Here is a 24,305-nt window from a genome sequence, read left to right as displayed (position 1 = left end):
AGGGTCGCCACCCAATGAAACAGCGACTTTTTTCCGTGTTTTTATGAGCTGGGGCAGTGTGGGATGCCCCGTGGCTTGTGTATGCTCGGTGTTTGTTTCGGGTTCTCCACGCTCCACTGAATAAGAACAAAAACAGTGCCAATGACCCTCAATTCCGATCCGGCGGGCCCCTGTGTGGAGCCGCGGGTCATCTGCAAGCAGTACGCCATGGAGATGGCGGTCGAGCGCACACGTCTGCTGTATCAAGGCTCGCTGCTGCCTACGTTGTTCATGTTGCTCAATGGTCTGGTCTGCGCCGCCCTGTTATGGGAGCCGCGGCGCTATTTCCTGGTCAGCGTCTGGCTCGTCTGGTTGTTGTCGCTGGTGGCCTTGCGGGTGATCCAGGTGGCGGCCTTCGATTCGGCGATGCCGAGCCGCCAGGCACACCCGATCTGGTTGCGTATGTTTTTGCTCGGCTCGGCGATGACCGGCCTGACGCTGGCTGGGGCCGGTATCGCGCTGGTCCCGGCTGACAGTTTCCAGCAACAGGCCTGGGTATTCGGCCTGATTGGCGCGGCGGCCCTGTCGGCCAGCGTGGCCTACGCGGTGAGCCTTCCCGCATTCCTGTCCTTTACCTTGCCGTGCCTGTTACCGGCCATCGGCTACCTCTTCTGGGGCGGCGACGAGCAGCAACGCGGGTGGGGCTGGCTTGGGCTGATCGTGCTGGTCTCGCTGAGCGTGGTCGCCTGGCAAGTCAACCGCTTGATCCAAAGCGGCCTGTTGCGACGCTTCCAGAACCAGGCACTGATCGAGCATCTGCAGCAAGCACAAACCCGCGGCGCCCAGCTCAACGACGCGCTGGCCCGGGAGGTCGAACAACGCCGTTCTGCGGAGGAAAAACTACGGGCGGCCCAGGTTGGCCTGGAAGCGCGGGTAGCGCAGCGCAGTCTTGAACTGGAGGTCGCCAGCCAGGCGTTGAGCAAGAGTGAGGCGCGTCTGGCCCTGGCGCTCAAAGCCAGCGAGCTGGGGTTGTGGGACTGGAATCTACAGACTGACGAAGTCCATCACACTCAGCTCAAGGAACTCTTCGGCCTGGAACCCGAATACATCACGGCGATGCTCACTCATCTCACCCCGCGTCTGCATCCGCAGGACCTGCCGGCGCTCAAGCGGGCCTTGGTCGAACACCTCAAGGGCCGCAGCGAGGATTACCAGATCGAATACCGTGTGCGCCACGGCGATGGCCACTGGGTCTGGATCGAAGACCGCGGCCGGGCCGTGGAGCGCAGCGTGAGCGGACGGGTGCTGCGTATGGTCGGCACCCGGCGAGACATCAGCGCCAGCAAGGAACTCGAGCAGCAACGGCAACTGGCGGCCACGGTGTTCGAAGCCGCCAGCGAAGGTATCGTGATTTTCGACCCCCACTACGTGCTACTCGCTGCCAATCAGGCGTTCACGCGGGTCACCGGTTTCAATATCGATGAGATGCTCGGGCGCAATGTGGTGGACCTACCGTGCAGTCGCGATGCACGCCGGCATTACCCCATCATTCGCCAAGCGCTCAAGCAACACGGCACCTGGCAGGGTGAGTTGGTGGAGGCGCGGGCCAACGGCGAGTTGTATCCGCAATGGCTGCAACTGAACGTCGTGCGCAATGCTCGGGGAAATGTCAGCCATATCGTGGGCTTCTTCGCCGATCTTTCGGCGCGACGCGAATCCGAAGAGCGGATGCGCTACCTGACCCATTACGACGAATTGACCGGGCTGGCCAATCGCTCGCTGTTTCGCGAACGCCTGCACGAAGCTCATCAGCGTGTGCGCCAAGGCGGACGGCGCAGCCTGGCGTTGCTGCATATCAACCTGGACCGTTTCAAGTTGCTCAACGACAGCCTCGGCCATGACATCGCCGACCAGTTGTTGCAGAAAATGGCACGACGTCTGATCAATGCGCTGCCCGAGGCGGATACCATCGCGCGGCTATCGGGCGATGAGTTTGCGGTGTTGTTCGATGCCTATGGCAACCTTTCGAGCCTGGCGCGGGTGGCGACTCGGTTGGCCGCCAAGCTGCGTGTGCCACTGACCATAGAAGGCCATGAACTGGTGCTCAGTGCCTCGATCGGCATCAGCCTGTTGCCCGACAACACGCGGGAAGTTGCCATGCTGGTCAGCCAGGCGAACATGGCTATGCAACATGCCAAGCATTTGGGGGGCAACAATTTCCAGTTCTACACCGACAGCCTCCAGGCCAGCACGCTGGAGCGCCTGCAACTGGAGAATCAGTTGCGCAAGGCCTTGGAAGAGCAACAACTGAAGGTTTTTTATCAGCCAAAACTGTGCCTGGCGACCGGTCGCCTGAACGCCGCCGAGGCGTTGGTGCGTTGGGATCATCCGGCCATGGGCCGTGTTCCACCTGGGGATTTCATTGGCCTGGCCGAAGAGACCGGGTTGATTGGGCCGATTGGTGAATTCGTATTGCGCCAGGCTTGTTGGCAGGCATGCGAATGGCAGCGCCAGGGGCTCGCGCCGATCAGGGTGTCCGTCAATCTGTCGGTGCATCAATTGCGCCAGGGCAAGCTGGTCAGCCTGGTGCGGCAGGTGTTGGAGGAAACCGGCCTGGCGCCCCAGTATCTGGAGCTGGAGTTGACCGAGAGCCAGTTGCTCGACAGCGTCGAACACATCATCGCCACGTTCCAGCAATTGCGTGACCTTGGAGTCAAGCTGGCGATCGACGATTTCGGCACCGGCTACTCATCCCTGAGTTACCTCAAACGCATCCCGGTGGATTACGTGAAGATCGACCAGGCGTTCATTCGCGGGTTGGGTGAGGGCAGCGTGGATGCGGCAATTACCCGGGCAATCATTGCAATGGCCCATGGGTTGTCGCTCAAGGTCGTGGCCGAAGGCGTTGAGCGGCAGGAGCAGCTCGAATTCCTCAGGAATGAACGTTGCGATGAGGTTCAAGGGTATCTGATCAGCCGGCCGGTGGAGGCTGAGGGGCTGGCGGGGTTGTTGCGGGCGCAACACCTGGTTGAATGAGCCTGGGCCACGACGATAACTTCCCCTCAGGCAACGAATTCGTCTCACGGGAAGTCATGGGAGCAAATTATTGGGTGATTGGCTAATGACCAATAGACGATTTCCCCCGGGTTGGAAGCTCAGGACTGGCCTGGAAATCAGCGGATCGGCAGCGTTGAAGGTTTGCGCTACGGCACAAGCTGCTACATCGGCGGATCCTCGGCCAAAACAAAGGGGCTGCGAGGCAATCCAGTTACGTTTTGGACGGGCAAAAAGCCAATTCTTGTAGTATAACTACAAGCTTGCTACATCCCGGCATCTGCCCATAACAAGAGTCCAGCCCCTTGAACCTGTTGCAACACATCGCCCAGTCACGCCACTTGCTACGCAAGTCGGAGCTGAAAGTCGCCGATCACGTACTGCTTGATCCTGCGGCCGTGATGCATAGCTCCATGGCCGATCTTGCCCACAGCGTCGGCATCAGCGAACCGACCATCGTGCGTTTCTGCCGGGCCATCGGTTGCTCGGGTTTCCAGGACCTGAAACTCAAACTGGCGCAAAGCCTGGCCGCCGGCGCGAGCTTCGGTCAGTTTGCGATCCATGAAGACGATTCCGTTGCTGACTACAGCCTGAAAATCTTCGACACGACCCTGCATACGCTGATGGAGGTTCGCGAGAAGCTCGACCCGGTGGCGTTGCAAAAAGCCGTCACGGCCATGTCCCAGGCCCAGCGTGTCGAGTTTTATGGCTTCGGCGCCTCGGGCGCGGTGGCAGCCGATGCCCAGCACAAGTTCTTCCGGTTGCTGCTGACGGCAGCGGCCTATTCCGACCCGCACATGCAGGCCATGTCAGCGGTGACCTTGAAACCTACCGATGTGGCGATCTGCATTTCCCAGTCGGGGCGTTCCAAGGACTTGCTGATCACCGCGAACCTGGTGCGCGAAAGCGGTGCCTCGCTGATTACCTTGTGCCCGAGCCAGACGCCATTGGCGGAACTGTCCACGGTGAACCTGGCCATCGACGTGCATGAAGACACCGAGATCTACACGCCGCTGACCTCGCGCATCGCCCACCTGGTGGTGATCGACGTGCTGGCAATGGGGGTCGCCATGGCCCGTGGTCCAAGCCTGGTCAACCACCTCAAGAGCGTGAAGCGCAGCCTTCGCAGCTTGCGGCTGTCGCCCAAGTCGGTGAAGGCGCTGGACGACTGAGTCCCAATCCCAGAGGTCGAGGGGGGCTTTTGTGCAAGGGAGCTTGCTCCCTCACCACAGGTGGCGTCTGCCCAAATTCATCGTCTTGTAATCTTCGCGCCGCCAAACCGTCATCCCGCTCCGTCATCGTAAAGCTCCCGTATACGTCTTGGGAGTCTCGACATGACCCAGTCCTACGAAGAACGCAGCGCCGTCAAAACCCGTCGTCAGCAGGAAGACCAGCGCCGCATGGCGTTTCGTCGTGCCATCGAAGACCGCTATGAACAGCGCCAGCTCCTGGCCGAAATCAGCGAATTTCCTGACGCGGCAGAGTTCAGTTACTGGCAGGCAGCGCCGGCGGCTTCCCGTCGAAACGCTCAACCAGGCCAATGATCTGGGCGCGCTCACCGCGAACGAATGCCAGGAAGGCATGAGCCACCGGTGACAGGCGTTTGGCTCGGGCCTGAACCAGGCACCAGCTGCGGTACAGCGGTAACTCCTCCACCGGCAGCTCGATGAGTGCGCCGGACGACAATTCCCGGCTCACGGCGTGGCGCGTCAACAGTGCCACGCCCAGCCCGGCCACCACGCACTCGCGCTGGGCCTCCGCCGACGCCACCTCCAGTGTCTGGGTGAAATGCACCCGTTTCTCCTTGAAGTACTCCTCGCAGGCCAGTCGCGTGCCGGACCCCGGTTCGCGCAACAGTAGCGTATAGGGCTCCAGGTCCTGCAAGCGCAGCGGGCCCATGTGGCACAACGGATGATCGGGCGGCGCCACGGCGACGATTGGATTGTTGAGAAATGGCAGGAATTCCAGGCCCATGTCCTGGGGAACCATGGACATGATCACCAAGTCGTCACGGTTGTCCGAGAGCCGGCGGATGACCTGGCCGCGATTGACCACCGTGAGGTTCAGGTTGACCTCCGGATGCTGGCGCTTGAACGCGGCGAACAGGTGCGGGACGAAGTACTTGGCGCTGGACTCCACCGCCAGCTTCAATTGGCCTTGCAGCGAACCCTGCATGTCCGAGAGCTGCATATCGAGGTTTTCCAGGCGTCCGAAGATGTCCCGGCTGGCACGTTGCAGGGCTTCGGCGGCTTCGGTCATGTAGAGTTTTTTGCCGACATACTCAAATAACGGTTGGCCAATCAGCTCTTCCAGGGAACGAATCTGTAGGCTAACGGCCGGTTGTGTGAGAGACATTTCATCAGCTGCACGGCTGTAGGACCTCAGGTCGCACACCTCGTTGAAAATCTGCAATTGACGCAATGTCATACGCATCAATGACTTACGCATTTTCTAAGCACCCTGGGCCGAGACGAATAGCTCAACTATAAGTCTTTGCTTATGCACGACCCAATAAATATTCATTTTTGTTAATCAACAGCCAGGACTAGTGTGGGGCTGCGACCAATTGTTACATCTGGTCACGCGTCGGCCTGGATCCCAGGCCGTGGTATCACCGGCTCAAGGGAACCTCCAATTGATAACAAAGATCCTGATCGCCAACCGTGGTGAGATTGCCGTCCGCATCGTGCGCGCTTGCGCCGAAATGGGCATTCGCTCGGTCGCGGTCTACTCCGACGCGGATCGCCATGCGTTGCATGTCAAACGTGCGGACGAGGCCCACAGCATTGGCGCCGATCCGCTGGCCGGCTATCTGAACCCGCGCAAACTGGTGAACCTGGCGGTGGAAACCGGCTGTGATGCCTTGCACCCCGGCTACGGTTTTCTCTCGGAAAACGCCGAACTGGCAGACATCTGCGCTGAACGCGGAATCAAATTCATTGGCCCTTCGGCAGAAGTCATTCGCCGCATGGGCGACAAGACCGAAGCGCGCCGCAGCATGATCAAGGCCGGTGTGCCGGTCACGCCGGGCACCGAAGGCAACGTATCGGGCATTGAAGAAGCGCTGACCGAAGGTGATCGGATCGGTTACCCGGTGATGCTCAAGGCCACGTCCGGTGGCGGCGGTCGTGGTATCCGTCGCTGCAACAGCCGCGAAGAACTCGAACAGGCCTTCCCGCGGGTCATTTCCGAAGCCACCAAGGCATTCGGTTCGGCGGAAGTGTTCCTGGAAAAATGCATCGTCAATCCCAAGCACATCGAAGCGCAGATCCTGGGCGACAGTTTCGGCAACGTGGTGCACCTGTTCGAACGTGACTGCTCGATCCAGCGCCGCAACCAGAAGTTGATCGAAATTGCCCCGAGCCCGCAGCTGACCCCCGAGCAGCGTGCCTACATCGGTGATCTGTCGGTGCGTGCCGCCAAGGCCGTGGGCTACGAAAATGCCGGCACCGTGGAGTTCCTGCTCGCCGAAGGCGAGGTGTACTTCATGGAGATGAACACCCGGGTGCAGGTGGAACACACCATCACCGAAGAAATCACCGGTATCGACATCGTTCGCGAACAGATCCGCATCGCCTCCGGGCTGCCGCTGTCGGTCAAGCAGGAAGACATCCAGCACCGTGGTTTTGCGTTGCAGTTCCGCATCAACGCCGAGGACCCGAAAAACAACTTCCTGCCCAGCTTCGGCAAGATCACCCGCTATTACGCCCCTGGCGGCCCGGGTGTGCGCACCGACACGGCGATCTACACCGGCTACACCATTCCGCCGTTCTACGATTCGATGTGCCTGAAACTGGTGGTCTGGGCATTGACCTGGGAAGAAGCAATGGACCGTGGCCTGCGGGCCCTGGATGACATGCGCCTGCAGGGGGTCAAGACCACCGCCGCGTATTACCAGGAGATTCTGCGCAATCCGGAATTCCGCAGCGGCCAGTTCAATACCAGCTTCGTTGAAAGCCACCCTGAACTGACCAACTACTCGATCAAGCGCAAACCCGAAGAGCTGGCCCTGGCCATCGCCGCCGCCATTGCCGCCCACGCAGGCCTGTAAGGAAGTATGACCATGTCCAAGAAGATCTTTGTTACCGACACAATCCTGCGCGACGCCCACCAATCGCTGCTCGCCACCCGCATGCGCACCGAAGACATGCTGCCGATCTGCGACAAGCTCGACAAAGTCGGCTATTGGTCGCTGGAAGTGTGGGGCGGCGCGACATTCGACGCCTGCGTGCGCTTCCTGAAAGAAGACCCGTGGGAACGCCTGCGCCAACTGCGCGCTGCGCTGCCCAACACCCGTCTGCAAATGCTCCTGCGCGGCCAGAACCTGCTGGGCTACCGCCATTACAGCGATGACGTGGTCAAGGCGTTCGTGGCCAAGGCTGCGGTCAACGGCATCGACGTGTTCCGTATTTTCGATGCAATGAACGACGTGCGTAACCTGAAAGTCGCCATCGAAGCGGTGAAGGCCGCCGGCAAGCACGCCCAGGGCACCATCGCCTACACCACCAGCCCGGTGCACACCATCGACGCGTTCGTGGCCCAGGCCAAGCAAATGGAAGCCATGGGTTGCGACTCTGTGGCGATCAAGGACATGGCCGGCCTGCTGACCCCATACGCCACTGGCGAGCTGGTGAAAGCGCTGAAAGCCGAGCAATCGTTGCCGGTGTTCATCCACTCCCACGACACCGCCGGCCTGGCCGCGATGTGCCAACTCAAGGCCATCGAAAACGGTGCCGATCACATCGACACCGCGATCTCCAGCTTCGCCTGGGGCACCAGCCATCCGGGCACCGAGTCGATGGTCGCGGCCCTCAAGGGCAGTGAGTTCGACACCGGCCTGAGCCTGGAACTGCTCCAGGAAATCGGCCTGTACTTCTACGCCGTGCGCAAGAAATACCACCAGTTCGAAAGCGAGTTCACCGCCGTGGACACCCGCGTCCAGGTCAACCAGGTGCCGGGCGGGATGATCTCCAACCTCGCCAACCAGTTGAAAGAGCAGGGCGCACTGAACCGCATGAACGAAGTGTTGGCGGAGATCCCGCGCGTGCGCGAAGACCTCGGCTTCCCGCCGCTGGTGACCCCGACTTCGCAGATCGTCGGTACCCAGGCGTTCTTCAACGTGTTGGCCGGTGAGCGCTACAAGACCATCACCAACGAAGTGAAGCTCTATCTGCAGGGCGGTTACGGCAAGGCGCCAGGTTCGGTGAACGAGAAGCTGCGTCGCCAGGCCATCGGCAGCGAAGAGGTGATCGACGTGCGTCCGGCCGATTTGCTCAAGCCGGAAATGACCAAGCTGCGCGGTGAAATCGGTGCGCTGGCCAAGTCCGAAGAGGACGTACTGACCTACGCCATGTTCCCGGACATCGGTCGCAAATTCCTCGAAGAACGCGAAGCCGGTACCCTGACCCCGGAAGTGCTGCTGCCAATCCCTGAGGCGGGCAGCGTGAGCTCGGCGGGCGGCGAAGGCGTGCCGACCGAGTTCGTCATCGACGTCCACGGCGAAACCTATCGCGTCGATATCACCGGTGTGGGCGTCAAGGCCGAAGGCAAGCGTCACTTCTACCTGTCCATCGATGGCATGCCGGAAGAGGTCGTGTTCGAACCGCTCAATGAATTTGTCGGCGGTGGCAGCAGCAAGCGCAAGCAAGCCACTGCACCAGGCCATGTCAGCACCACCATGCCGGGCAACATCGTTGATGTGCTGGTCAAGGAAGGCGACGTAGTGAAGGCCGGTCAAGCAGTGCTGATTACCGAAGCCATGAAAATGGAAACCGAAGTGCAGGCGGCCATCGCCGGCAAGGTCACCGCGATTCATGTAGCCAAGGGCGACCGGGTCAACCCGGGCGAGATCCTGATCGAGATCGAAGGCTGAATAAACAGCCTCGATACAACGTTTTAACCTCGGGGGGGCATGTGCTCCCCTTTTTTTTGCCCGTCAGAACATCATTCGCCACTGGCCCATCAGTGCACCGTTGCGGTTGTCCTGCCCCGTTTCACCGCGATAGTTCAGCCCTAGCGTGTGCCGTGGTGAAACGGCCAGGTCCAGCCCGGCTTCCAGGAGCAGGCTGTCACGGTCCAACTCGATACCTTCGACGGTATAGGTCGTGCCGGCGCTGACCAGGCGTTGATGGGCGCGGCCCCTGACCTCGCCGTACAGGTGTTTCCAGCCCAGATTCAAGCGGGGTGTCAGGCGCATGCCTTGGTCAAGCGGGAAGGGGCGGGCGAGGCGCAGGCCCAGGTCACTGTGGTAATGATCCTGAGTGCGAGCATCGAACTGCAACGCGGCATCTCCTCCTTTCTCGGTGTACCGATCACGCTGATAGTGTTGATAGCCCAGTTGGACATAGGGCTCGATAGCGAAATGACCGGCGTCCAGGTTGTAGCCGATTTGCCCAAAGACCTGTTGCGTGTTGGCATCGTAACGACCCTTGAGGCGATCGCTGAAACCGTTGTACGCCACGTGGCGCTTGGTGCTGCCGTCATGACGGCCATAAACGGCGCCCAGGCGCAGCGCCAGCGGCCCGTCCTGGCGCAAGGCATAGGCACCTACCAGCCAGCTGTCGAGCTGGCCGTCGAATTGACGGCTGTCCAACCGGGTTTGCGTTTTGCTGCCGAGTATTCCCAAGCGCCAAGCAGGGCTGACAGCCCAGTCGGTGCCTAGCATCAAACCCTTGGTTGAATGTTTCAGGGAATAACTTCCCAATTGCCTACCGATGCTGCCGCTGTTACCGATGGCCTGGACCCAGACTTGGCCGTCGCCCCGTGCGCCCCCGGGCTTTGTCGAGTCCATGGCCGAGAGTATTCCAGTGCTGATCGGCGCGACGCTGCTTAGGGTGGCGTTGCCCAGGTCGGCGGTGTTGTAGCCGCTCAATTGGTCGAGGGCGTTGGCGGCGGTGATCAGGTTGCTGCCGAGTAGGGCGTTGATGGCGGCGTTGGGTTTGGGAGTAGGTTTGGCCGGTTGCGGTTTTTCAATGCTGTCTGCAACTGCGCGAGCAGGATCAGAAGTTGCTGCCGTCTTGAGCGGAACATCGTTGCGCGCGTAGGTTAGGCTGACCTGCGTCTCGGTGGGGTGCAATGTCGCCGTCATGAATTCCAGCTCGCTGACTACCGACCCGAACTCCCCGACGATCTGCCCTGCTTTGATGACGGTATGCTCTTTTGCCTCAATGTACTCGCCGGATACACCGACGATCCTTAGCGTTGCGTTGTTCAAGGTTGCGGTATTTTCAACGTTGATCGTTGAGCTATGGCCATCAGCATCGACGCCGTAGGTCACTACGGCGGTTGGGGAAAACGATAAGTCCTTGGCAAAGGGTGCACCTATTTCAGGACCTACCTCCAATTGCCCCTCGACGTTCAGGAAGCCCACTGTCCCGGTACCGCTGAATGTTGCGCCTTCTCGCACATCCACACGACCGGTCACTGTTCCAGCGTTCGTCATGCGAGCACCTGGCTCGACAATCGCGTTATTTGCAACATCTCCCTTGTTGTCAAACTCACCGAGAACTCCGATCTGTCCGTCGATAAGGCCGGTGTTGATCAATTTGGTTTCTGGCTCGATCACTCCCCAGCCAGTGAAGCTCCCGGTGTGCTCCCATTCGCCTTTCGTGACGTGCAAGGCCAGGAAATTACGGGTTTTAGCCAATTTAGAGTGCGCGGCGTCGTCCAATCGCAACACGTTGGCTCCGCCACCGCCATCAACCATTCCGCCGAACGCACCATTTGCGCTGATGTTGACCAAGTCGTTGGCCTTGGTCAGTTTCATGCCGGTTTTTCGAGGTTTGTCGACATTGTGATGTTTGGTATCTGGAGCTTCTGCGAGCGCCTTGAGACGCTCCTGCAGCTCGGCAGTCGTGGGGATATCGGCAGGTTGTTGAGCCATCGAAACATCCACGCAGCCAAGGGCCAAGGCGATTGCCAGAGCAAGATGTTGGGGCAGGTATAAGTGTTGGGTCGGCATTGAGTGCGGCCTCTCATGAAGGAGGTCGAACTTTAAAAATTTCACCCTGGGCGGCGATGCCAGCTATCTCCTCGCCATTGGAAAGATTCGGCGGATGAAATTTGTAGGCTGCTCGTGCTGCGATCAGTGTGTTGTCTCGTTGGCACTCATGGTTCGAAGCTTTGCCCTACAACCCTTTCAGAAATGGTAAGCGCCGTTTGTGGGAGGCGGATTGGCTGGTGTGTATATCCGTTACCGCAGCAATGGATATACGCACTGTCCTCAAAGGCACCTCGGAACAGCTCAGCGATTATTCAGATAAGCCTTCCCATAATGCCGCTCCATCCGCGCCTGAATCAGCTCCAACGCAATGGACATCAACCAGTAAATAATCGCCGCCGTAGTCAGCATCTCGATATAGCGATAACTGGAACGACCATAAGACTGCGCCAAAAACATCACCTCCCAAACCCCCATCACCGAGATCAGCGAAGAGTCCTTGAGCATGGAGATGAATTGGTTGGTGGTCGGCGGGATGATGGTGCGCATCGCCTGGGGCAGGGTGACGCGCCAGAAGATCACGGTTTCGCTCAGGCCCAGGGCGAGGGAAGCTTCACGTTGGCCATTGGGGACGCCGAGGATACCGGCGCGGAAGATTTCGCTCAGGTAGGCGCCGTAGTTCAGCGACAGGGCGATGATCCCGGCGGCGATGGCGCCCGGGACTACGCCCAGCTGGGGCAGGCCCAGGTAGATCAGCAGGATTTGGATCAGCAGCGGCGTGCCGCGAAAGAACGACGCATAGAAACTGGCGATACCGAACGCCACCGCACTGCTGGACAGCCGCGCCAGGGCGGTGATGAAGCCCAGCAATGACGAAGCGACGATCGAGCACAGACACAGGAACAACGTCAGCACCGCGCCTTGCAAAAAGCCATTGGGCGCCAGATGCATGCCCAGCAGGTTCGGCAGTTTGTCGAGGATGATGGAGAACTTCAGGTCGAAGCTCAGGAAGAAACTCGCGAACAGCACCAGCATGGCCGCCCAGGTCAGGTACAGCCGGGTGCGAAAACCGAAGATTTTCTGCAAGCGTGACTCAGCCACCGGTGGCGGTGGCTGAGGGGGTGGAAAAGAAGTCATTGGGTAATGTCGGCGCCGATCCATTTTTGCGAGAGTTTGCTCAAGGTGCCGTCCTGTTTCAACTGGGCAAAGACTTCACGCACCTTGTTGTCCCACTGGGCGTCGCCCTTTTCGATGGCCACCGAGTTCGGCTCGGAGTAGAGCACCTCGCCGGCCAGCTTGAAGCGCTTGTCTTCGGTCAGGCGCGGCTGTGCGGTCACCAGGTTGGTCAGCACCGCGTCCAGTCGCACCCCGGCGCCCAGGCCCAGATCCTGGAAAGCCACGTTGTCGGTGTCGTACGGGGCAATCTGCACGTCCTCGAACGGATAGCTCAGTTGAGTATCCTCGGCGCCTTCGATCACCAGGTTCTTGTTCAGGTAGCTCTCGTAGCTGGAAGCGCTGGTCAGGCCGACCTTCTTGCCGCTCAGGTCTTTGGCGCCGTGGATACGGTCGTCCTTGGCGTTGACCACGATCACCGCTGGCGAAGCGTAGTACTGCACCGGGAAATCGAACACTTCGGCGCGTGCCTTGCTCGGCGTCATGGAGCAGATGCAGATGTCATAGCGCCCGCTCCAGTGACCGGCCGCGATCACGTCCCAGGAAGGGGTTTCCAGGCGCAGCTTCACGCCCAGTTTCTGCGCCACCGCCTTGGCGACGTCCACGTCAAAACCGTCGAGCTGGTTCTGATCGTTAAGGAACGAGAAGGGCGGATAGCTTTCCATCAGCACGCCGACCAGTTCTTTTTTCTGTTCGACGCGATCCAGCGTGGCGCCGGCGAACGCTTGCGAAGAGGCAGCCAGCAGAGTCAGGCCCAGGGCCAGCAGTGGTTGTAATTTCATGTGAGGGCCCTGATAGAAAAATAAGTTGTAGTTCACCGAATGGTGCGTATTAAATAGTTATAAGAACAACTCCGGTAGTGAGTATTTTTCATAAGCTTATGAGTGAATCGCATATGGGCTCAGCAACGACAGTCATTCTCGATGGCGGCATGGGCCGCGAACTGCAACGCCGGGGCGCGCCGTTCCGACAGCCCGAGTGGTCGGCGCTGGCCTTGAGCGAAGCGCCCCAGGCGGTAGAAGCCGTGCACGCGGCCTACATTGCCAGCGGCGCCAACGTGATCACCAGCAACAGCTATGCGGTGGTGCCGTTTCATATTGGCGAGGCGCGTTTCGCCGAAGAAGGCCAGGCCCTGGCCGCGCTCGCGGGCGAGTTGGCGCAGCGGGCAGTGCGCGCTTCGGGTAAAGCGGTGCAAGTGGCCGGGTCGCTGCCGCCCTTGTTCGGCTCCTATCGGCCGGATCTGTTCGACGCTTCCCGCGCCAGTGAATTGCTCGCGCCCCTGGTGAACGGCCTGGCGCCCCATGTCGACTTGTGGCTGGCCGAGACCCAAAGCTCCACGGTCGAAGCGCGGGCGATTCACGCCGGGTTGCCGAAGGACGGCAAGCCGTTCTGGCTGTCGTTCACCCTCAAAGACGAAGACACTGATGAAGTGCCACGCCTGCGTTCCGGCGAACCGGTGGCGGACGCCGCTGCGGTGGCGGCTGAGCTGGGCGTCGAGGTGCTGTTGTTCAACTGCAGCCAGCCAGAAGTGATCGGCGCGGCCATCGATGCCGCGCGGGACACCTTCGCGCGCCTGGGTGTGAAGATCCACATCGGTGCCTACGCCAACGCCTTCCCGCCGCAACCGAAGGAAGCGACGGCCAACGATGGGCTCGATCCGCTGCGCGAAGACCTTGATCCGCCAGGCTATCTCCAGTGGGCGGCGGACTGGCAAAAACGCGGGGCCAGCCACCTGGGCGGCTGCTGCGGGATCGGGCCGGAGCATATTGCGGTGTTGGCGCAAAAGCTGGTCTAAGGGGTTGGCGGTCGGAGGGTAATAAATACATTGGCTGTTCGACCGCCATCGCGAGCAAGCTCGCTCCCACAATAATGCAGAACCTGTGGGAGCGAGCTTGCTCGCGATGGCTAACGCTCAGCCGCCGCATCCTTTCAAGCGTGCAATCCCGCCGCCGCAAACATCGGCTTACGCTTTTCTCCACAGCCCGTCCCCACACCTATACATATGTACGTCATTCCCGCTGAAACGGCGCGATAGGGTCCCAGCCCTACTCATCACCGGGACACCTGAATGACTGTCTTCCCTGAAAATGCACCTGGCGTAACGCCGCATGCTGCCGGCGTACTGCTCAGACCCATCAGCCTGTTACCCCACGGTATTCGATTTCAACCCCATGAATTCGCCGATCAATGGCTAAATCAATGGGGCCTTATTGGCGATACGCGGGTACAGGTCACTTATCAAGAGGTCGAGACAGTCGATTCGGCCGCTCAAAGAAAAACCTCATGGGTGCCTCTGCGTGACGCTGTGACACGAGGTTTTTTGATTGCCCATCAAAGCAGGGCGACCGCTGAGCCTTCTGCGCGCGAGGGTTGGGTTTATCCCCACCGAAGTCATATGTCCCTGGGCTTCCCCTCACTGCGGGTCAACGGTAAAGGCCTTTCAGCAGACGTTTTGCAGCAATTGCACGCCGGCATTGCGCCCGGCTACCAGGGCATTGGGCAGCCCGTCATTACTGAGGTGGACGCCCAAGGCAATCTGCTCAGCCCCCGTGAAAAAGAACAGATCAGGCAACTGGGGCACCTGGATGCCAATCAGGTGAAACTGGCGCGTCTGTTCGCCGCTTTGCCAACGTTCGACACCGTGCTCAAGCGTCTGCTGGTCAGCCGCATCAAGGCAAAGATCCCTGAGCGGAAATTCCGCGCCTCACTGCTCCAGGGCATCGACCCGGATCACTGGTATGTGAACCACTTTGATGTGGACTCGCTCGGTGGTCGTTCATTGACCGCCTCACAGTGCTTTACCGACGTGATGTTGGGCTGTTTAGCGACGGATACACCGCCCACTTACTCGCGCGGTGGCGTGGGCTTCTACACCCGTCCGGATTCGGTGGAAGAGGTCGACAGCGTATTCGTCAGCCCGCTGGACGCGAAAATTCCAGCGATCATGGAGTCCGCGTTCTATATCGCCGACCCCGTAACCAATGACAGCTTGAAGCAGCAGTTCCGTGACGATCTCAGCGCCTTTCGCCACGACAGAAACGGTGCAGATGTGCTCGATACGTCGACCACTGAAGCGGCGCTTGCTCATCTGCTGTCCCGACGATTCCTGCATCTTTTCGACTTGTACAAAGTCGACCGGGATCCGACCACCCCGTTAACCCAAAGCGCGCGAACCCTGCAGGATGAAGAGGATCGCCTGCTGGACCTCATCACCACTCACCCTTCGATGGCGGACAGAAGCCGTTTGCTGCGTGCGCCCATTCCCCATGTCTATGCCGTCATGCTCGACATGGGCGCTGCGAAGCCACAGAAATGGCCCGCTGCGATGGTGATCAAGCGCACGGATCAGTCTTCGCTGTTCCTGTACTCCCTGGAAGGGGGAATACAGCGCTTTCGCTCTTTCCAGGACCTGGTCAATCACGTCAGCCCGACCTACGCGGGACAGAAGCGTGGGATCCGGGATATTGCTTCTGAACTGTCCGAGTCTGTTTTTGCCGTGGCGGCGGACGACCTGCTGCGGCACCAAGGCGCCGCGCTGGAGGCGGTCCTGAATGCCTCGGGCAACGAGACACTTACTTTGGCGGCTTATGCGCTGAAGGCTGAAGATGCACTGGGGTTGCCCATGTTGTCGCTGGCCGGGCCGCTGGCGGTACGCCGGGAAACCCTGGTTGAAAACAACCGCGCCGATTTTTATACAACCGCAACACGTGCGGAAAAATCGAACTACCGCAGCCTGGAGACGCAGGTATTGGAAGCCGCCTACACACTGGCGGGTAGCGATATCCCGACGTTGTTGCAGTTCACCCGCCAGAAGATCAAGCAGTACCTGCAACACACGGTGCATCCCGGCGTCGATCCCGACCCGGACAAGACCCTGGTCACGCTCTCCTATGGCAAAGGCGCCAACCCAAGGCAGTCACGTATCGCCAGCCTGACCGAGTTGATGCTCGATAACCTGCGCCCGACTCAATACCCGAACGCGATGAGAGAAGTGCTGGCCGTCTACCTTGCCGATCAAGATGGCCAGCGTATCCGGCATCCGGCCAACGGCTTCCTGATCACGTTGACGGGCGGTGAGCTTGCCAGGATGGCGACGCACATTGATGCCGGCGGCCGTTATGAAACCCTGCTCCGGAAGGAAATGAATAAACCTGACTACAAAGCAGCCTGGCAGGCGGCCTACCTGGCCAATATGAAATTCAAAGGCCATGAGGCCGGGCTCAGGGGCGATGAAGTCTTCAAGACCACCGTGCTCGATAGGGCCTTCCATCCACCGAAGCCCAAGAAGTTGATTGCTCTCTGGCTGCAGGCTGTTCTGCAATCGTCCGTTGCCGAGACACGTGCGCTGGTCCAGGGACGAAGGGTGCAGGTCTATGGGCTTGTGCTGGGTGGAAGTGTCGGGGCTGGTGGGCAGCATGGGACGATGGGCAATGCGAGCAGCATTGATGGCGTGCTGGTTTTTTCCGATCAGGACGGGCCGGACATCAAGGGAACCGTGGGGGTCTATTTTCCGGACAGCCCCGAGGGTGATGACTTCCATGAGTTTTCCAGTCTGGGCGAGGGGGTGGCGGGGCTGTTGCAGCAAGAGCAATGGCAGGGATATTTCCGCTCACGCATTTGCACCCTTGATCCCGAAGAGATAAAGCGCACGTTGGGGCAACAACGTGGCCGACCGTTGATCCGCGGCGCGTTGATCCCTGGCAATCTTCTCGAGACCCTCCACCGCGCGCACGTCAATTTCCATAGCGCTTATGGCGATCACCGCTCCAACAGCAACCGGGATGTTCATCGCCAGACGGCTGCCAGGCTGGTGATGATGTCGATGGAAACGTTCATGGACCTGGCCGGTATCCTCCTGGTTCCTGGTTTGCAACTGCTCAAGAGCGCCATCAAGACCGGCTGGTTGATGGTCAGGACCGGCGCTGTTCCAGCGAACCTGACCACCTTGGTCTTTGTCCACAGAGTGGCCAATTATGGCGGACGAGGGTTGGCGGGTGGCGTGAGTGTTCCAGTACGGGGACAGTCCTCTTTCCTGGCCGTGACGGCGCGCCAGAGCCGGGGCGAAACATTGGCAGGCCTGCCTTTGGAAGACGCGCTTTACCGCCGTTATGCCGTGGCGGATACCTCGTTGCTACAAGGGCTGGTCGCCGATTCCCAGGGCTTTTATCGCCCCGCGCTCAATAACAGCGTCACGCGTCCCGTGTACGTGCGACAACCCGATGGGACGGTGTTCCGGGTGCACGACCATACGAAGTTGACGGCGACCGAGGCCACCCTTGTCGACCCTGCTACCGGGTTGAGTATCCGTTCCAGTGGCGTGATGAGAAGTACCGTGGCGCGGATGCCCAATGGCGAGTGGCGCGCTATAGGGTTTGGTCGGGGTGGTGGGAAGCGTCCGGCACCGGCTGAACCGGGTCCCTCGAAACCCAAGGTGCCTGCTCCGTCGCCGGCGTCTGTTTCCGGTTTGATCCGCACACCAGGCGTCTGGAATACTCAAGTCATGGAGCTGGTCCCGGCCATCATCACGCGCCTTGCGAGCTGGCCGCAAAACCGCAGCTTGCTGATCATCGATGAGATCACGGCAGAGCGTAGTTGGTCTGTGCGCTTTACCCCGGGCGAGGTGGAAAGTGTCTATCCGATGAGCAACCACCCAGGACAGTCGAGCACCGATATTGTCTTGAGACGAACGGCCCAGAACCATTACAGCCTGGTGCTGGGAGACCGTGTCGAGGAGATCCCTGGCGACGGTGATTGTTTTTTCGATGCCGTTGCCCGTGGGCTGAATGAAGGGCAAGCGCAGGAGACTTTCTCGATGCAGGGGCTGCGTAATGCAGCGGCCGACTATGTCGATCAACATCCGGAATTGAATCAGTACATGGTGTCGCGAGCCTCCGGGGTCCGACAAGCGCTCTTTGAAAATGCCCCCTGGCTGGAAAACCTGCTGGACGAGGAGGCATTGTCCGATCTCAGCCGGATCATCTACGGGGCCCCCAACCCGTATCGCTTGTTTCAACCGACTCAGGATTACCTGCGGCTATACGCAAACAGCGTAGGTCGCCGGACGCTGTTTGCGGCGCGAGAGGCCGACCTGCCACCGGAGGTGCTGCAGCAAATCGGGCGTTACTTATCGCCCCGTTCCCCAGAGCAACTGATGCCCAGCAGCGCACCGTATTACACCCGGGAGAACCAGACCCTGCGGCAGTTTTTCCAAGATACCCTGCTGGGTCCTGTCGAGGATTTGCACCTCACCGAACTGCTCAATAATGAATTCCTCCGGCTGTCCCAAGGCGTGATCCATATCATGCTGGAATACGGAGTCAGGGCCCGGCAACTGACCGACCATCACCCCAGGAATCAATTGGCCTACGTCAAGTTCGACCAGGCCAGGCATGGTCATCTTGATGATAACCAGCTTGAACAATTGCTCGACGGTGCCTACCTGGTGGACCGCGACGACCTGGCTCAGGTGAAATTGAGATTCGAGCGTGAAACGGGCCGGGTAATCGATGACGACTCAGAACTGATGGAGCAGTACATTTATTACGATCGGGCTGAAAGCACCCGTGATCTGCTCATCGCGTCCCTCGAACGTTTCCCCGATTTGTTGAGGCGGGCGAATCTCCTCCTGAGGTCTGCGGTTATTTCATCCAACCTGGACGGCATGTTGCCTGTGAACGTAGTTGCAAGATGGCTGCGTAATCCGGCGCTCTCCGAGCGGCGACTGCGAGTCATCTCTGAATATGCCGATACGCGTTACAAAGAAGTGGTGAGGCACGGCGATATCGTTATCCACTGGATGCGATTGTTCGATGACAGCAATCTGCAGAATATCGTCACCCATCAACGGGTACTGACGGCGTTTTGGGATTACCTGGAAAGGCCGCCGGTGAAGGCTGGCGAGGTCGACCAGGCGCCTGTCATCCGGTTATTCAGCGCACCGGGGCAATTGCCCTCCAATACCCGAGTGAACATTTTGTTCAATACCCCAAATCTATGGAGCTCGCTGCAGCGTCTCCCCAGGCATCACGCCGTGCAGATCTGGGACGATCTGACTGGATCTCAATTTAGCGATTCCGTGATTCAATTCACGCTCGAGCGCCCCGGCGTGCTTCGTTCCGCGCTGGATTTTGTGCTCGCATTAAGAGGCAATCTTCGTGCGAACCGGATTGTCAGGGAGCTGTTCAGCGTTGACCAAAACCGCGCCCAACAGTATCTGTACAATTTTGATTTCCCGGTCAATCGCTTGGGGCACAGCCTTTTGGACTTCGTGACGTATCTGGAAAGCCACATGGCCGTGCCGGACTGGGCCTGGCAGTACCTGAAGAGAGGGGTGACACCCGAATCGCTCAAGACTTTTGGAGAGATGAAACCGAAACCGGAGTGATCGGGCGGTTGGCAGCCAATGAGTTCATTGCCTATTAATCGCCATCGCGAGCAAGCTCGCTTGTATGTTTAGACTTGAAGGGGTGGGCGGGACTAAAAGCTCGATTCCGACTCTAGCCAGTACGGACCGTGGGAGACTTCTCGTCCCGCCCTTTCTACCCAAAGCGCCAATAAGGAATTCATCGGTAAACCGACGATAGAGACAAGCCAGCGCAAAGGTAGACCCCGACAAGCACCTAAACCCTAGCTCCGAGGATTCGTCATGACAATCCTTACCTCGCAGACGGTTGTTGGTATCGATATAGCCAAGGCCGAAATTGTTGTTTATCGCTCTGATCTGCAAGCCATCGACACTATCAAGAATGATCGAACAGCCCTCAAGCGCTGGCTAAAAACGTTGCCCACCCAAAGCGCTCTTGCCGTTGAAGCCACCAATATCTATCACCTGGATACCGTCGAGCTGGCTCACGCGATGGGTCATCAGGTCTATGTCGTGGATGCTTACCGGGTGAGCAACTATCGTCGCGGCATCGGCCAAAGAGCTAAGAACGATCCTTGTGATGCCCGTCTTCTGGCGCGGTATTTGACCAATGAACAGCACGAGCTGCGGCTCTGGAACCCGCCACCGAAGGCTTACACGACATTAAAAAGCCTGCTTCATCGGCGCGCGACGCTGGTCAAGAATCACGCCGGTCTTATGTTGAGCTGGGCCGACGAACCCTTGTTAAAAAAAGCGCTGATTGCTCAGCAAAAAGCGTTCAAAGAGGCGATTCAGGCCATCCAGAAGTTGCTACAAAAAGTTAGCAAAGAGTCGGGAATTGAGGCGAATATCGACCGCTGCAAAGCCATCGAAGGCGTTGGTGAACTGGTCGCAACTGGGTTGGCGACGAGTTTTATGCGAGGTGATTTTGCGGACAGTGATGCATTTATCGCGTTTTTAGGGATGGACCTGCGGGTCGATGATTCTGGAAAAAAGAACGGTCCCCGATACCTGAGCAAAAAGGGGGATCCAGAAATACGCCGATTAGCTCATATCGCTGCAATGACGGCATGTCGCTCGCCTAGATGGAAACCGTTTTATGAGTCGTACCTGGTCAGAGGCTTCTCAAAAACCCAGGCATTGGTGGTGCTTGCTCGCAAGCTCTGCCGGGTGGCATTTGCCTTGATGAAAAATCAGAGCGAATACCAGCCGAAGCCTATGTTGCAGGGTTGCCCTGCAACATAGAATCTCCCACAGTCAATCTGTGATGATCACTTAATCCAGGTCCACAACAGATCCACTGTGGGAGCGAGCTTGCTCGCGATGGCGGAGCGTCAGGCACCGATAGCTATGCCCGACACTCCACCAACCCACGCACCTGCCCACCCTCGCGCTGATTGTCCTCACTCAACCAGCGCTCGAAGCCCGCGGCTATCGCCGGCCATTCCGAGTCCAGTATCGAGTACCACGCGGTGTCGCGGTTCTGGCCCTTGACCACCATGTGCTGGCGAAACACCCCTTCAAACGTGAACCCCAGCCGTTCGGCCGCATATTTGGAGCGGGCATTGCCGTTGTTGCATTTCCACTCCAGCCGGCGATAACCCAGGGCGAAAGACTCCTTGGCCAGCAGATAGACCGCCTCAGTGCTTTTCGGCGAACGCTGCATCGGCGCGCCGAAGGTCACGTGGCCGATCTCGATGCGGCCCTGGGCCGGGACGATGGACATCAGGCTGAGAATGCCCTGCACCTCGCCACTGGCGCGGTCGATCACGCTGAAGAAATACGGGTCGGTATTGGCCGCATGGTTGTTCAACCAGGCATCGAACGCGACGCGATCCGTGAACGGGCCATAGGGCAAGTAATCCCAGAGTTTAGGGTCGGCACCGGGGCCTTCGAGGGCTTGCCAGAGGCCATCGGCATGCCGCGCCGGATCGAGTTTTTCCAGGCGGATGAAACGCCCTTCGAGCACCTGTGCAGAGGGCGCCGGGACACCTTTCCAATCGGCGAGTGAAGTCGACATGCTGCGCTCCTTAAAGGGCTTTGCGAAATTGAATGAAGCCTGGGCGCTCGGCGATGCGCTCGTACAGCTGGATCGCCGTGGCGTTGGTTTCGTGGGTCAACCAGTGCACCTTGCAGCAACCATCGGCCTTGGCGGTGGCATAGACGAATTCGATGAGCTGGCGGCCCACCCCTGTGCCACGGCTCTGTTCCGTTACCAGCAGGTCTTGCAAGTAGCAGGAGTTCTCGATGCTCCAGTTCGAACGGTGATAGATGAAGTGCACCAGGCCTACCGCCGTGTCGCCATCCCAGGCGAGGGCAGCATGGGTTGGTTCACGCTCATCGAGCAAGCGCTGCCAGGTGCTTTGGCTGACGGCGTCCGGCAATTCGGTCTTATAGAACCGCAGGTAGGCCTGCCACAGCGGCAGCCAGGCGGCGTGATCGTCGGCGTTGACGAGGCGGATTTCAGGTTGGCTCATGTTCACTCCTTGGACGATTGTTCAGGCATCAGGTGGGCGAGCGCCCGGTCCTGCGGGTCGGGGCTGGCGGCGAGGCCGTTGCGTACGCCGGCGGCATCCGCGGGGCTACGGTTCTGGCTGAGCTTGCGCTTGCCTTCCAGGCGCTGGATGGGCAGGGCGAAGCCGACGATGGCCTTGAGCATGCTGTCGATGTACTCGGGCGGCGCATCATCGATCTTCCACGACTGCTCGCGACCGGTTTCGTGGCGGTCGGTGAGGGCGCCCACCAGGTTGCGCAGGCGATGAGCGTCGCTGAACACCTCGGCGCTGCCGTAGGCGTGTACGGCCACGTAGTTCCAGGTCGGCACGACCTTGCCGTGTTCGGCCTTGCTGGCGTACAACCCTGGGCTGACGTAGGCATCGGCCCCGGCGAATATCACCAGGGCTTCGGCGCCGGCTTCCAGGTCGCGCCATTGTGGATTGGCCCGGGCCATGTGGCCGTAGAGGCTTCCGTTCGGCCCTTGTTGCGTGTCCAGCAACAGCGGCAAATGACTGGCCTGCAAACCGTGTTCACCCTGGGTGACCAATACGGCCAGGCGGCAATCGCCGATCATCTGGTGCAGTTCGGGCAGGTCTTCGACGGCAAAGGCTTTGGGGTTGTACATGATGATTTTCCTTGGCGAATGCGAGCATCCTAGGCAGGCTATTGGTCTGTTGTAAGAGCCACTTCTGGCCAATTCGATAGGTCCATTCGTGAGGGCTGTCATGCACAACGCCGCGCCGCCATTGTCATTCAACCCCGCAGGCATTGAGCTGGACCGCCGCCAGGGGCTCAGCCGCCAGCTTTACCAGGCATTGCGTACCCGGGTGCTCGATGGGCGCCTGGCCAGCGGCACGCGCCTGCCGGCCAGCCGTGACCTGGCGGCGGCCTTGTCGATTTCGCGTAACAGCGTGGTGCGGGCCTATGACCAGCTCTACGCCGAGGGTTTCATCGAAGGGCGGGTCGGTGACGGTACATATGTGGCGAAACTGTCCTCGACGACGTTGCCGCTGAAAAACATATCCACAAAAGTATCCACAGGGTTTTCAACAGGCTTACCCACAGCCTTATCCACAGATTGGCTCGATTTGCCTGTAGGTCCATCCAGTAAAGTTATCCACAGCGACGCGCTGAACCGCGTCGAAAAACATCATTTGGCCCAACCGCCCAGCGGCCCGCCGCGAGCGTTTCGGGTCGGTGTACCGGCTTTCGATCTGTTCCCTTTCGACGTCTGGGCCAAGCTGAATGCGGCTTTCTGGCGCAAGCCGGATCTGCAGCAGCTGTGTTATGGCGATTCCCAGGGCGATGCGCGCTTGCGCGGGCTGATCGCCGCGTACTTGCGCAGCTCCCGGGGGCTGCACTGCACGGCTGAACAAATTGTGATCACCAGTGGCGCACAGCAGGGCATCAGCCTTTGTGCACAGCTGTTGGTCGACCCGGGCGACGTCGTGGCGGTGGAAAATCCCGGCTATCGCGCGGCCGGGCACGCGTTCGCCGTTGCCGGTGCCGACGTCAGGGGCGTGCCAGTGGATGGCGATGGCTTGGATTGCGCCGCGCTGGGCGCGTTGAGCCACTGTCGGCTGACCTATGTCACACCGTCCCATCAATACCCGACCGGGGTGGTCATGAGCCTGCCACGGCGGTTGGAACTGCTGGCCTGGGCCGAACGCAACGACGGCTGGATCGTCGAGGATGACTACGATGGCGAGTACCGCTACAGCGGCGCGCCACTGGCGCCCTTGGCGGCACTGGATCGCCAGGGGCGGGTGCTTTACGTCGGCACGTTCGGCAAAGTGGCGTTCCCGGCCCTGCGCCTGGGCTACCTGGTGCTGCCGCCGGGCTTGGTCAACGCCTTCGCCCGACGGCGCGCCGTGGACGTGCGCCACTCCGAAGTCAGCACCCAGGCGGTGATGGCCGAGTTCATGGCCGCCGGGCATTTCCAGCGGCATATCCGGCGTATGCGCAGGGCCGCCCTGGTTCGGCGTGATGCGTTGCTGGCGGGCTGGCCCACGGCGGTTGCGGGTGTCGGAGCCCTGCCCACTGTCGTGGCCGGGCTGCATCTCACGGTCCCGGTGGAGAGCATCGAGCGCGAGCGCGAACTGATCGCCCAAGCGACGAATGTGGGTGTGGAAATCAATGGCCTGAGCAGTTATTGGTTGCCCACCACCCCGTCGCAAGTGCGCGCCGGGCTGGTGCTCGGGTTTGCGGCGGTCCCGCCAGCGGCGATTGGCACCGCGCTGGCGAACCTGTCGAAGGCCTGGAAACCCTGAGGGCGCGCCGTCGGGGCATCGGCAGCGGCCC

16 protein-coding genes are annotated in these 24,305 nt (G+C 59.9%); 9 read left to right on the top strand and 7 right to left on the bottom strand.

Annotated features, from left to right (window positions below):
* Nucleotides 1-141 precede the first annotated feature (141 nt).
* From KI235_RS29935 to KI235_RS29925, 3 genes are all read left to right on the top strand, one after another.
* Nucleotides 142-3,015: an EAL domain-containing protein gene (locus KI235_RS29935; RefSeq protein ID WP_027912848.1), complete on the top strand. Its 2,874-nt coding sequence runs from the start codon at nt 142-144 to the stop codon at nt 3,013-3,015.
* 323 nt (nt 3,016-3,338) lie between these two features.
* Nucleotides 3,339-4,205, top strand: coding sequence for a transcriptional regulator HexR (hexR, locus tag KI235_RS29930; protein WP_003187110.1), 867 nt, complete (start codon nt 3,339-3,341; stop codon nt 4,203-4,205).
* A gap of 162 nt (nt 4,206-4,367) precedes the next feature.
* Complete coding sequence (locus KI235_RS29925) at nt 4,368-4,577, top strand: hypothetical protein (protein ID WP_013694599.1); 210 nt, start codon at nt 4,368-4,370, stop codon at nt 4,575-4,577.
* On the opposite strand, the gene KI235_RS29920 is transcribed toward KI235_RS29925, so the two are convergent.
* On the bottom strand, nt 4,519-5,481 hold the full coding sequence (locus KI235_RS29920) for a LysR family transcriptional regulator (RefSeq protein ID WP_013694598.1): 963 nt from the start codon (nt 5,479-5,481) through the stop codon (nt 4,519-4,521). The two genes, KI235_RS29925 and KI235_RS29920, sit on opposite strands and share 59 nt — an antisense overlap.
* Nucleotides 5,482-5,668: 187 nt before the next feature.
* On the opposite strand from KI235_RS29920, the gene KI235_RS29915 reads away from it, so the two are divergent.
* Both KI235_RS29915 and oadA read left to right on the top strand, forming a co-directional pair.
* Nucleotides 5,669-7,084, top strand: coding sequence for an acetyl-CoA carboxylase biotin carboxylase subunit (locus tag KI235_RS29915; protein ID WP_003206982.1), 1,416 nt, complete (start codon nt 5,669-5,671; stop codon nt 7,082-7,084).
* A gap of 12 nt (nt 7,085-7,096) precedes the next feature.
* Entirely contained in the window at nt 7,097-8,905 is a 1,809-nt protein-coding gene (gene oadA, locus KI235_RS29910) for a sodium-extruding oxaloacetate decarboxylase subunit alpha (RefSeq protein WP_003206980.1), read from the top strand.
* A gap of 63 nt (nt 8,906-8,968) precedes the next feature.
* Here the strand turns inward: oadA and KI235_RS29905 are convergent, their stop codons facing one another.
* From KI235_RS29905 to KI235_RS29895, 3 genes are all read right to left on the bottom strand, one after another.
* Nucleotides 8,969-10,993, bottom strand: a complete 2,025-nt coding sequence (locus KI235_RS29905) for an autotransporter outer membrane beta-barrel domain-containing protein (protein ID WP_027912847.1) — start codon at nt 10,991-10,993, stop codon at nt 8,969-8,971.
* 282 nt (nt 10,994-11,275) lie between these two features.
* Nucleotides 11,276-12,109 carry an amino acid ABC transporter permease gene (locus tag KI235_RS29900; protein WP_003206976.1) on the bottom strand — a complete coding sequence of 278 codons (834 nt, stop codon included), beginning with the start codon at nt 12,107-12,109 and terminating at the stop codon, nt 11,276-11,278.
* Nucleotides 12,106-12,927, bottom strand: a complete 822-nt coding sequence (locus KI235_RS29895) for an ABC transporter substrate-binding protein (RefSeq protein ID WP_003206974.1) — start codon at nt 12,925-12,927, stop codon at nt 12,106-12,108. Before KI235_RS29895 ends, KI235_RS29900 begins: the two co-directional genes overlap by 4 nt.
* A gap of 113 nt (nt 12,928-13,040) precedes the next feature.
* Here KI235_RS29895 and KI235_RS29890 point away from each other — a divergent pair, with 113 nt between their 5' ends.
* From KI235_RS29890 to KI235_RS29880, 3 genes are all read left to right on the top strand, one after another.
* Nucleotides 13,041-13,940, top strand: a complete 900-nt coding sequence (locus KI235_RS29890; RefSeq protein WP_003206973.1) for a homocysteine S-methyltransferase family protein — start codon at nt 13,041-13,043, stop codon at nt 13,938-13,940.
* Between the two features lie 273 nt (nt 13,941-14,213).
* Nucleotides 14,214-19,529: an OTU domain-containing protein gene (locus KI235_RS29885; RefSeq protein ID WP_212795405.1), complete on the top strand. Its 5,316-nt coding sequence runs from the start codon at nt 14,214-14,216 to the stop codon at nt 19,527-19,529.
* 261 nt (nt 19,530-19,790) lie between these two features.
* Nucleotides 19,791-20,753 (top strand): IS110 family transposase, encoded by a 963-nt coding sequence (locus KI235_RS29880; protein WP_003199432.1) that lies wholly within the window; start codon nt 19,791-19,793, stop codon nt 20,751-20,753.
* A 103-nt stretch (nt 20,754-20,856) separates the two neighbouring features.
* Here the strand turns inward: KI235_RS29880 and KI235_RS29875 are convergent, their stop codons facing one another.
* From KI235_RS29875 to KI235_RS29865, 3 genes are read right to left on the bottom strand one after another with little or no spacing between them, the layout of a single operon-like run.
* Nucleotides 20,857-21,528: a GNAT family protein gene (locus KI235_RS29875; RefSeq protein WP_003206968.1), complete on the bottom strand. Its 672-nt coding sequence runs from the start codon at nt 21,526-21,528 to the stop codon at nt 20,857-20,859.
* Between the two features lie 10 nt (nt 21,529-21,538).
* Nucleotides 21,539-21,985, bottom strand: coding sequence for a GNAT family N-acetyltransferase (locus KI235_RS29870; protein ID WP_038855965.1), 447 nt, complete (start codon nt 21,983-21,985; stop codon nt 21,539-21,541).
* A 2-nt stretch (nt 21,986-21,987) separates the two neighbouring features.
* Nucleotides 21,988-22,629 carry an FMN-binding negative transcriptional regulator gene (locus KI235_RS29865; protein WP_027912845.1) on the bottom strand — a complete coding sequence of 214 codons (642 nt, stop codon included), beginning with the start codon at nt 22,627-22,629 and terminating at the stop codon, nt 21,988-21,990.
* Nucleotides 22,630-22,729: 100 nt separating this feature from the next.
* On the opposite strand from KI235_RS29865, the gene KI235_RS29860 reads away from it, so the two are divergent.
* Entirely contained in the window at nt 22,730-24,274 is a 1,545-nt protein-coding gene (locus KI235_RS29860; protein WP_003206962.1) for a PLP-dependent aminotransferase family protein, read from the top strand.
* The last annotated feature ends 31 nt before the right edge of the window (nt 24,275-24,305 follow it).

The organism is Pseudomonas sp. St386, assembly GCF_018325865.1.
GTDB lineage: Bacteria > Pseudomonadota > Gammaproteobacteria > Pseudomonadales > Pseudomonadaceae > Aquipseudomonas > Aquipseudomonas brassicacearum.
Note: the sequence above shows the minus strand (reverse complement) of the source record. Positions and strands in the feature narration are given on the sequence as shown.

Excerpts from the sequence above, each read along its gene's own strand:
- KI235_RS29935 (WP_027912848.1), top strand. The coding sequence starts at position 142 with ATGACCCTCAATTCCGATCCGGCGGGCCCCTGTGTGGAGCCGCGGGTC.
- KI235_RS29925 (WP_013694599.1), top strand. The coding sequence starts at position 4,368 with ATGACCCAGTCCTACGAAGAACGCAGCGCCGTCAAAACCCGTCGTCAG.
- KI235_RS29920 (WP_013694598.1), bottom strand. The coding sequence starts at position 5,481 with ATGCGTAAGTCATTGATGCGTATGACATTGCGTCAATTGCAGATTTTC.
- oadA (WP_003206980.1), top strand. The coding sequence starts at position 7,097 with ATGTCCAAGAAGATCTTTGTTACCGACACAATCCTGCGCGACGCCCAC.
- KI235_RS29905 (WP_027912847.1), bottom strand. The coding sequence starts at position 10,993 with ATGCCGACCCAACACTTATACCTGCCCCAACATCTTGCTCTGGCAATC.
- KI235_RS29900 (WP_003206976.1), bottom strand. The coding sequence starts at position 12,109 with ATGACTTCTTTTCCACCCCCTCAGCCACCGCCACCGGTGGCTGAGTCA.
- KI235_RS29895 (WP_003206974.1), bottom strand. The coding sequence starts at position 12,927 with ATGAAATTACAACCACTGCTGGCCCTGGGCCTGACTCTGCTGGCTGCC.
- KI235_RS29890 (WP_003206973.1), top strand. The coding sequence starts at position 13,041 with ATGGGCTCAGCAACGACAGTCATTCTCGATGGCGGCATGGGCCGCGAA.
- KI235_RS29885 (WP_212795405.1), top strand. The coding sequence starts at position 14,214 with ATGACTGTCTTCCCTGAAAATGCACCTGGCGTAACGCCGCATGCTGCC.
- KI235_RS29880 (WP_003199432.1), top strand. The coding sequence starts at position 19,791 with ATGACAATCCTTACCTCGCAGACGGTTGTTGGTATCGATATAGCCAAG.
- KI235_RS29875 (WP_003206968.1), bottom strand. The coding sequence starts at position 21,528 with ATGTCGACTTCACTCGCCGATTGGAAAGGTGTCCCGGCGCCCTCTGCA.
- KI235_RS29870 (WP_038855965.1), bottom strand. The coding sequence starts at position 21,985 with ATGAGCCAACCTGAAATCCGCCTCGTCAACGCCGACGATCACGCCGCC.
- KI235_RS29865 (WP_027912845.1), bottom strand. The coding sequence starts at position 22,629 with ATGTACAACCCCAAAGCCTTTGCCGTCGAAGACCTGCCCGAACTGCAC.
- KI235_RS29860 (WP_003206962.1), top strand. The coding sequence starts at position 22,730 with ATGCACAACGCCGCGCCGCCATTGTCATTCAACCCCGCAGGCATTGAG.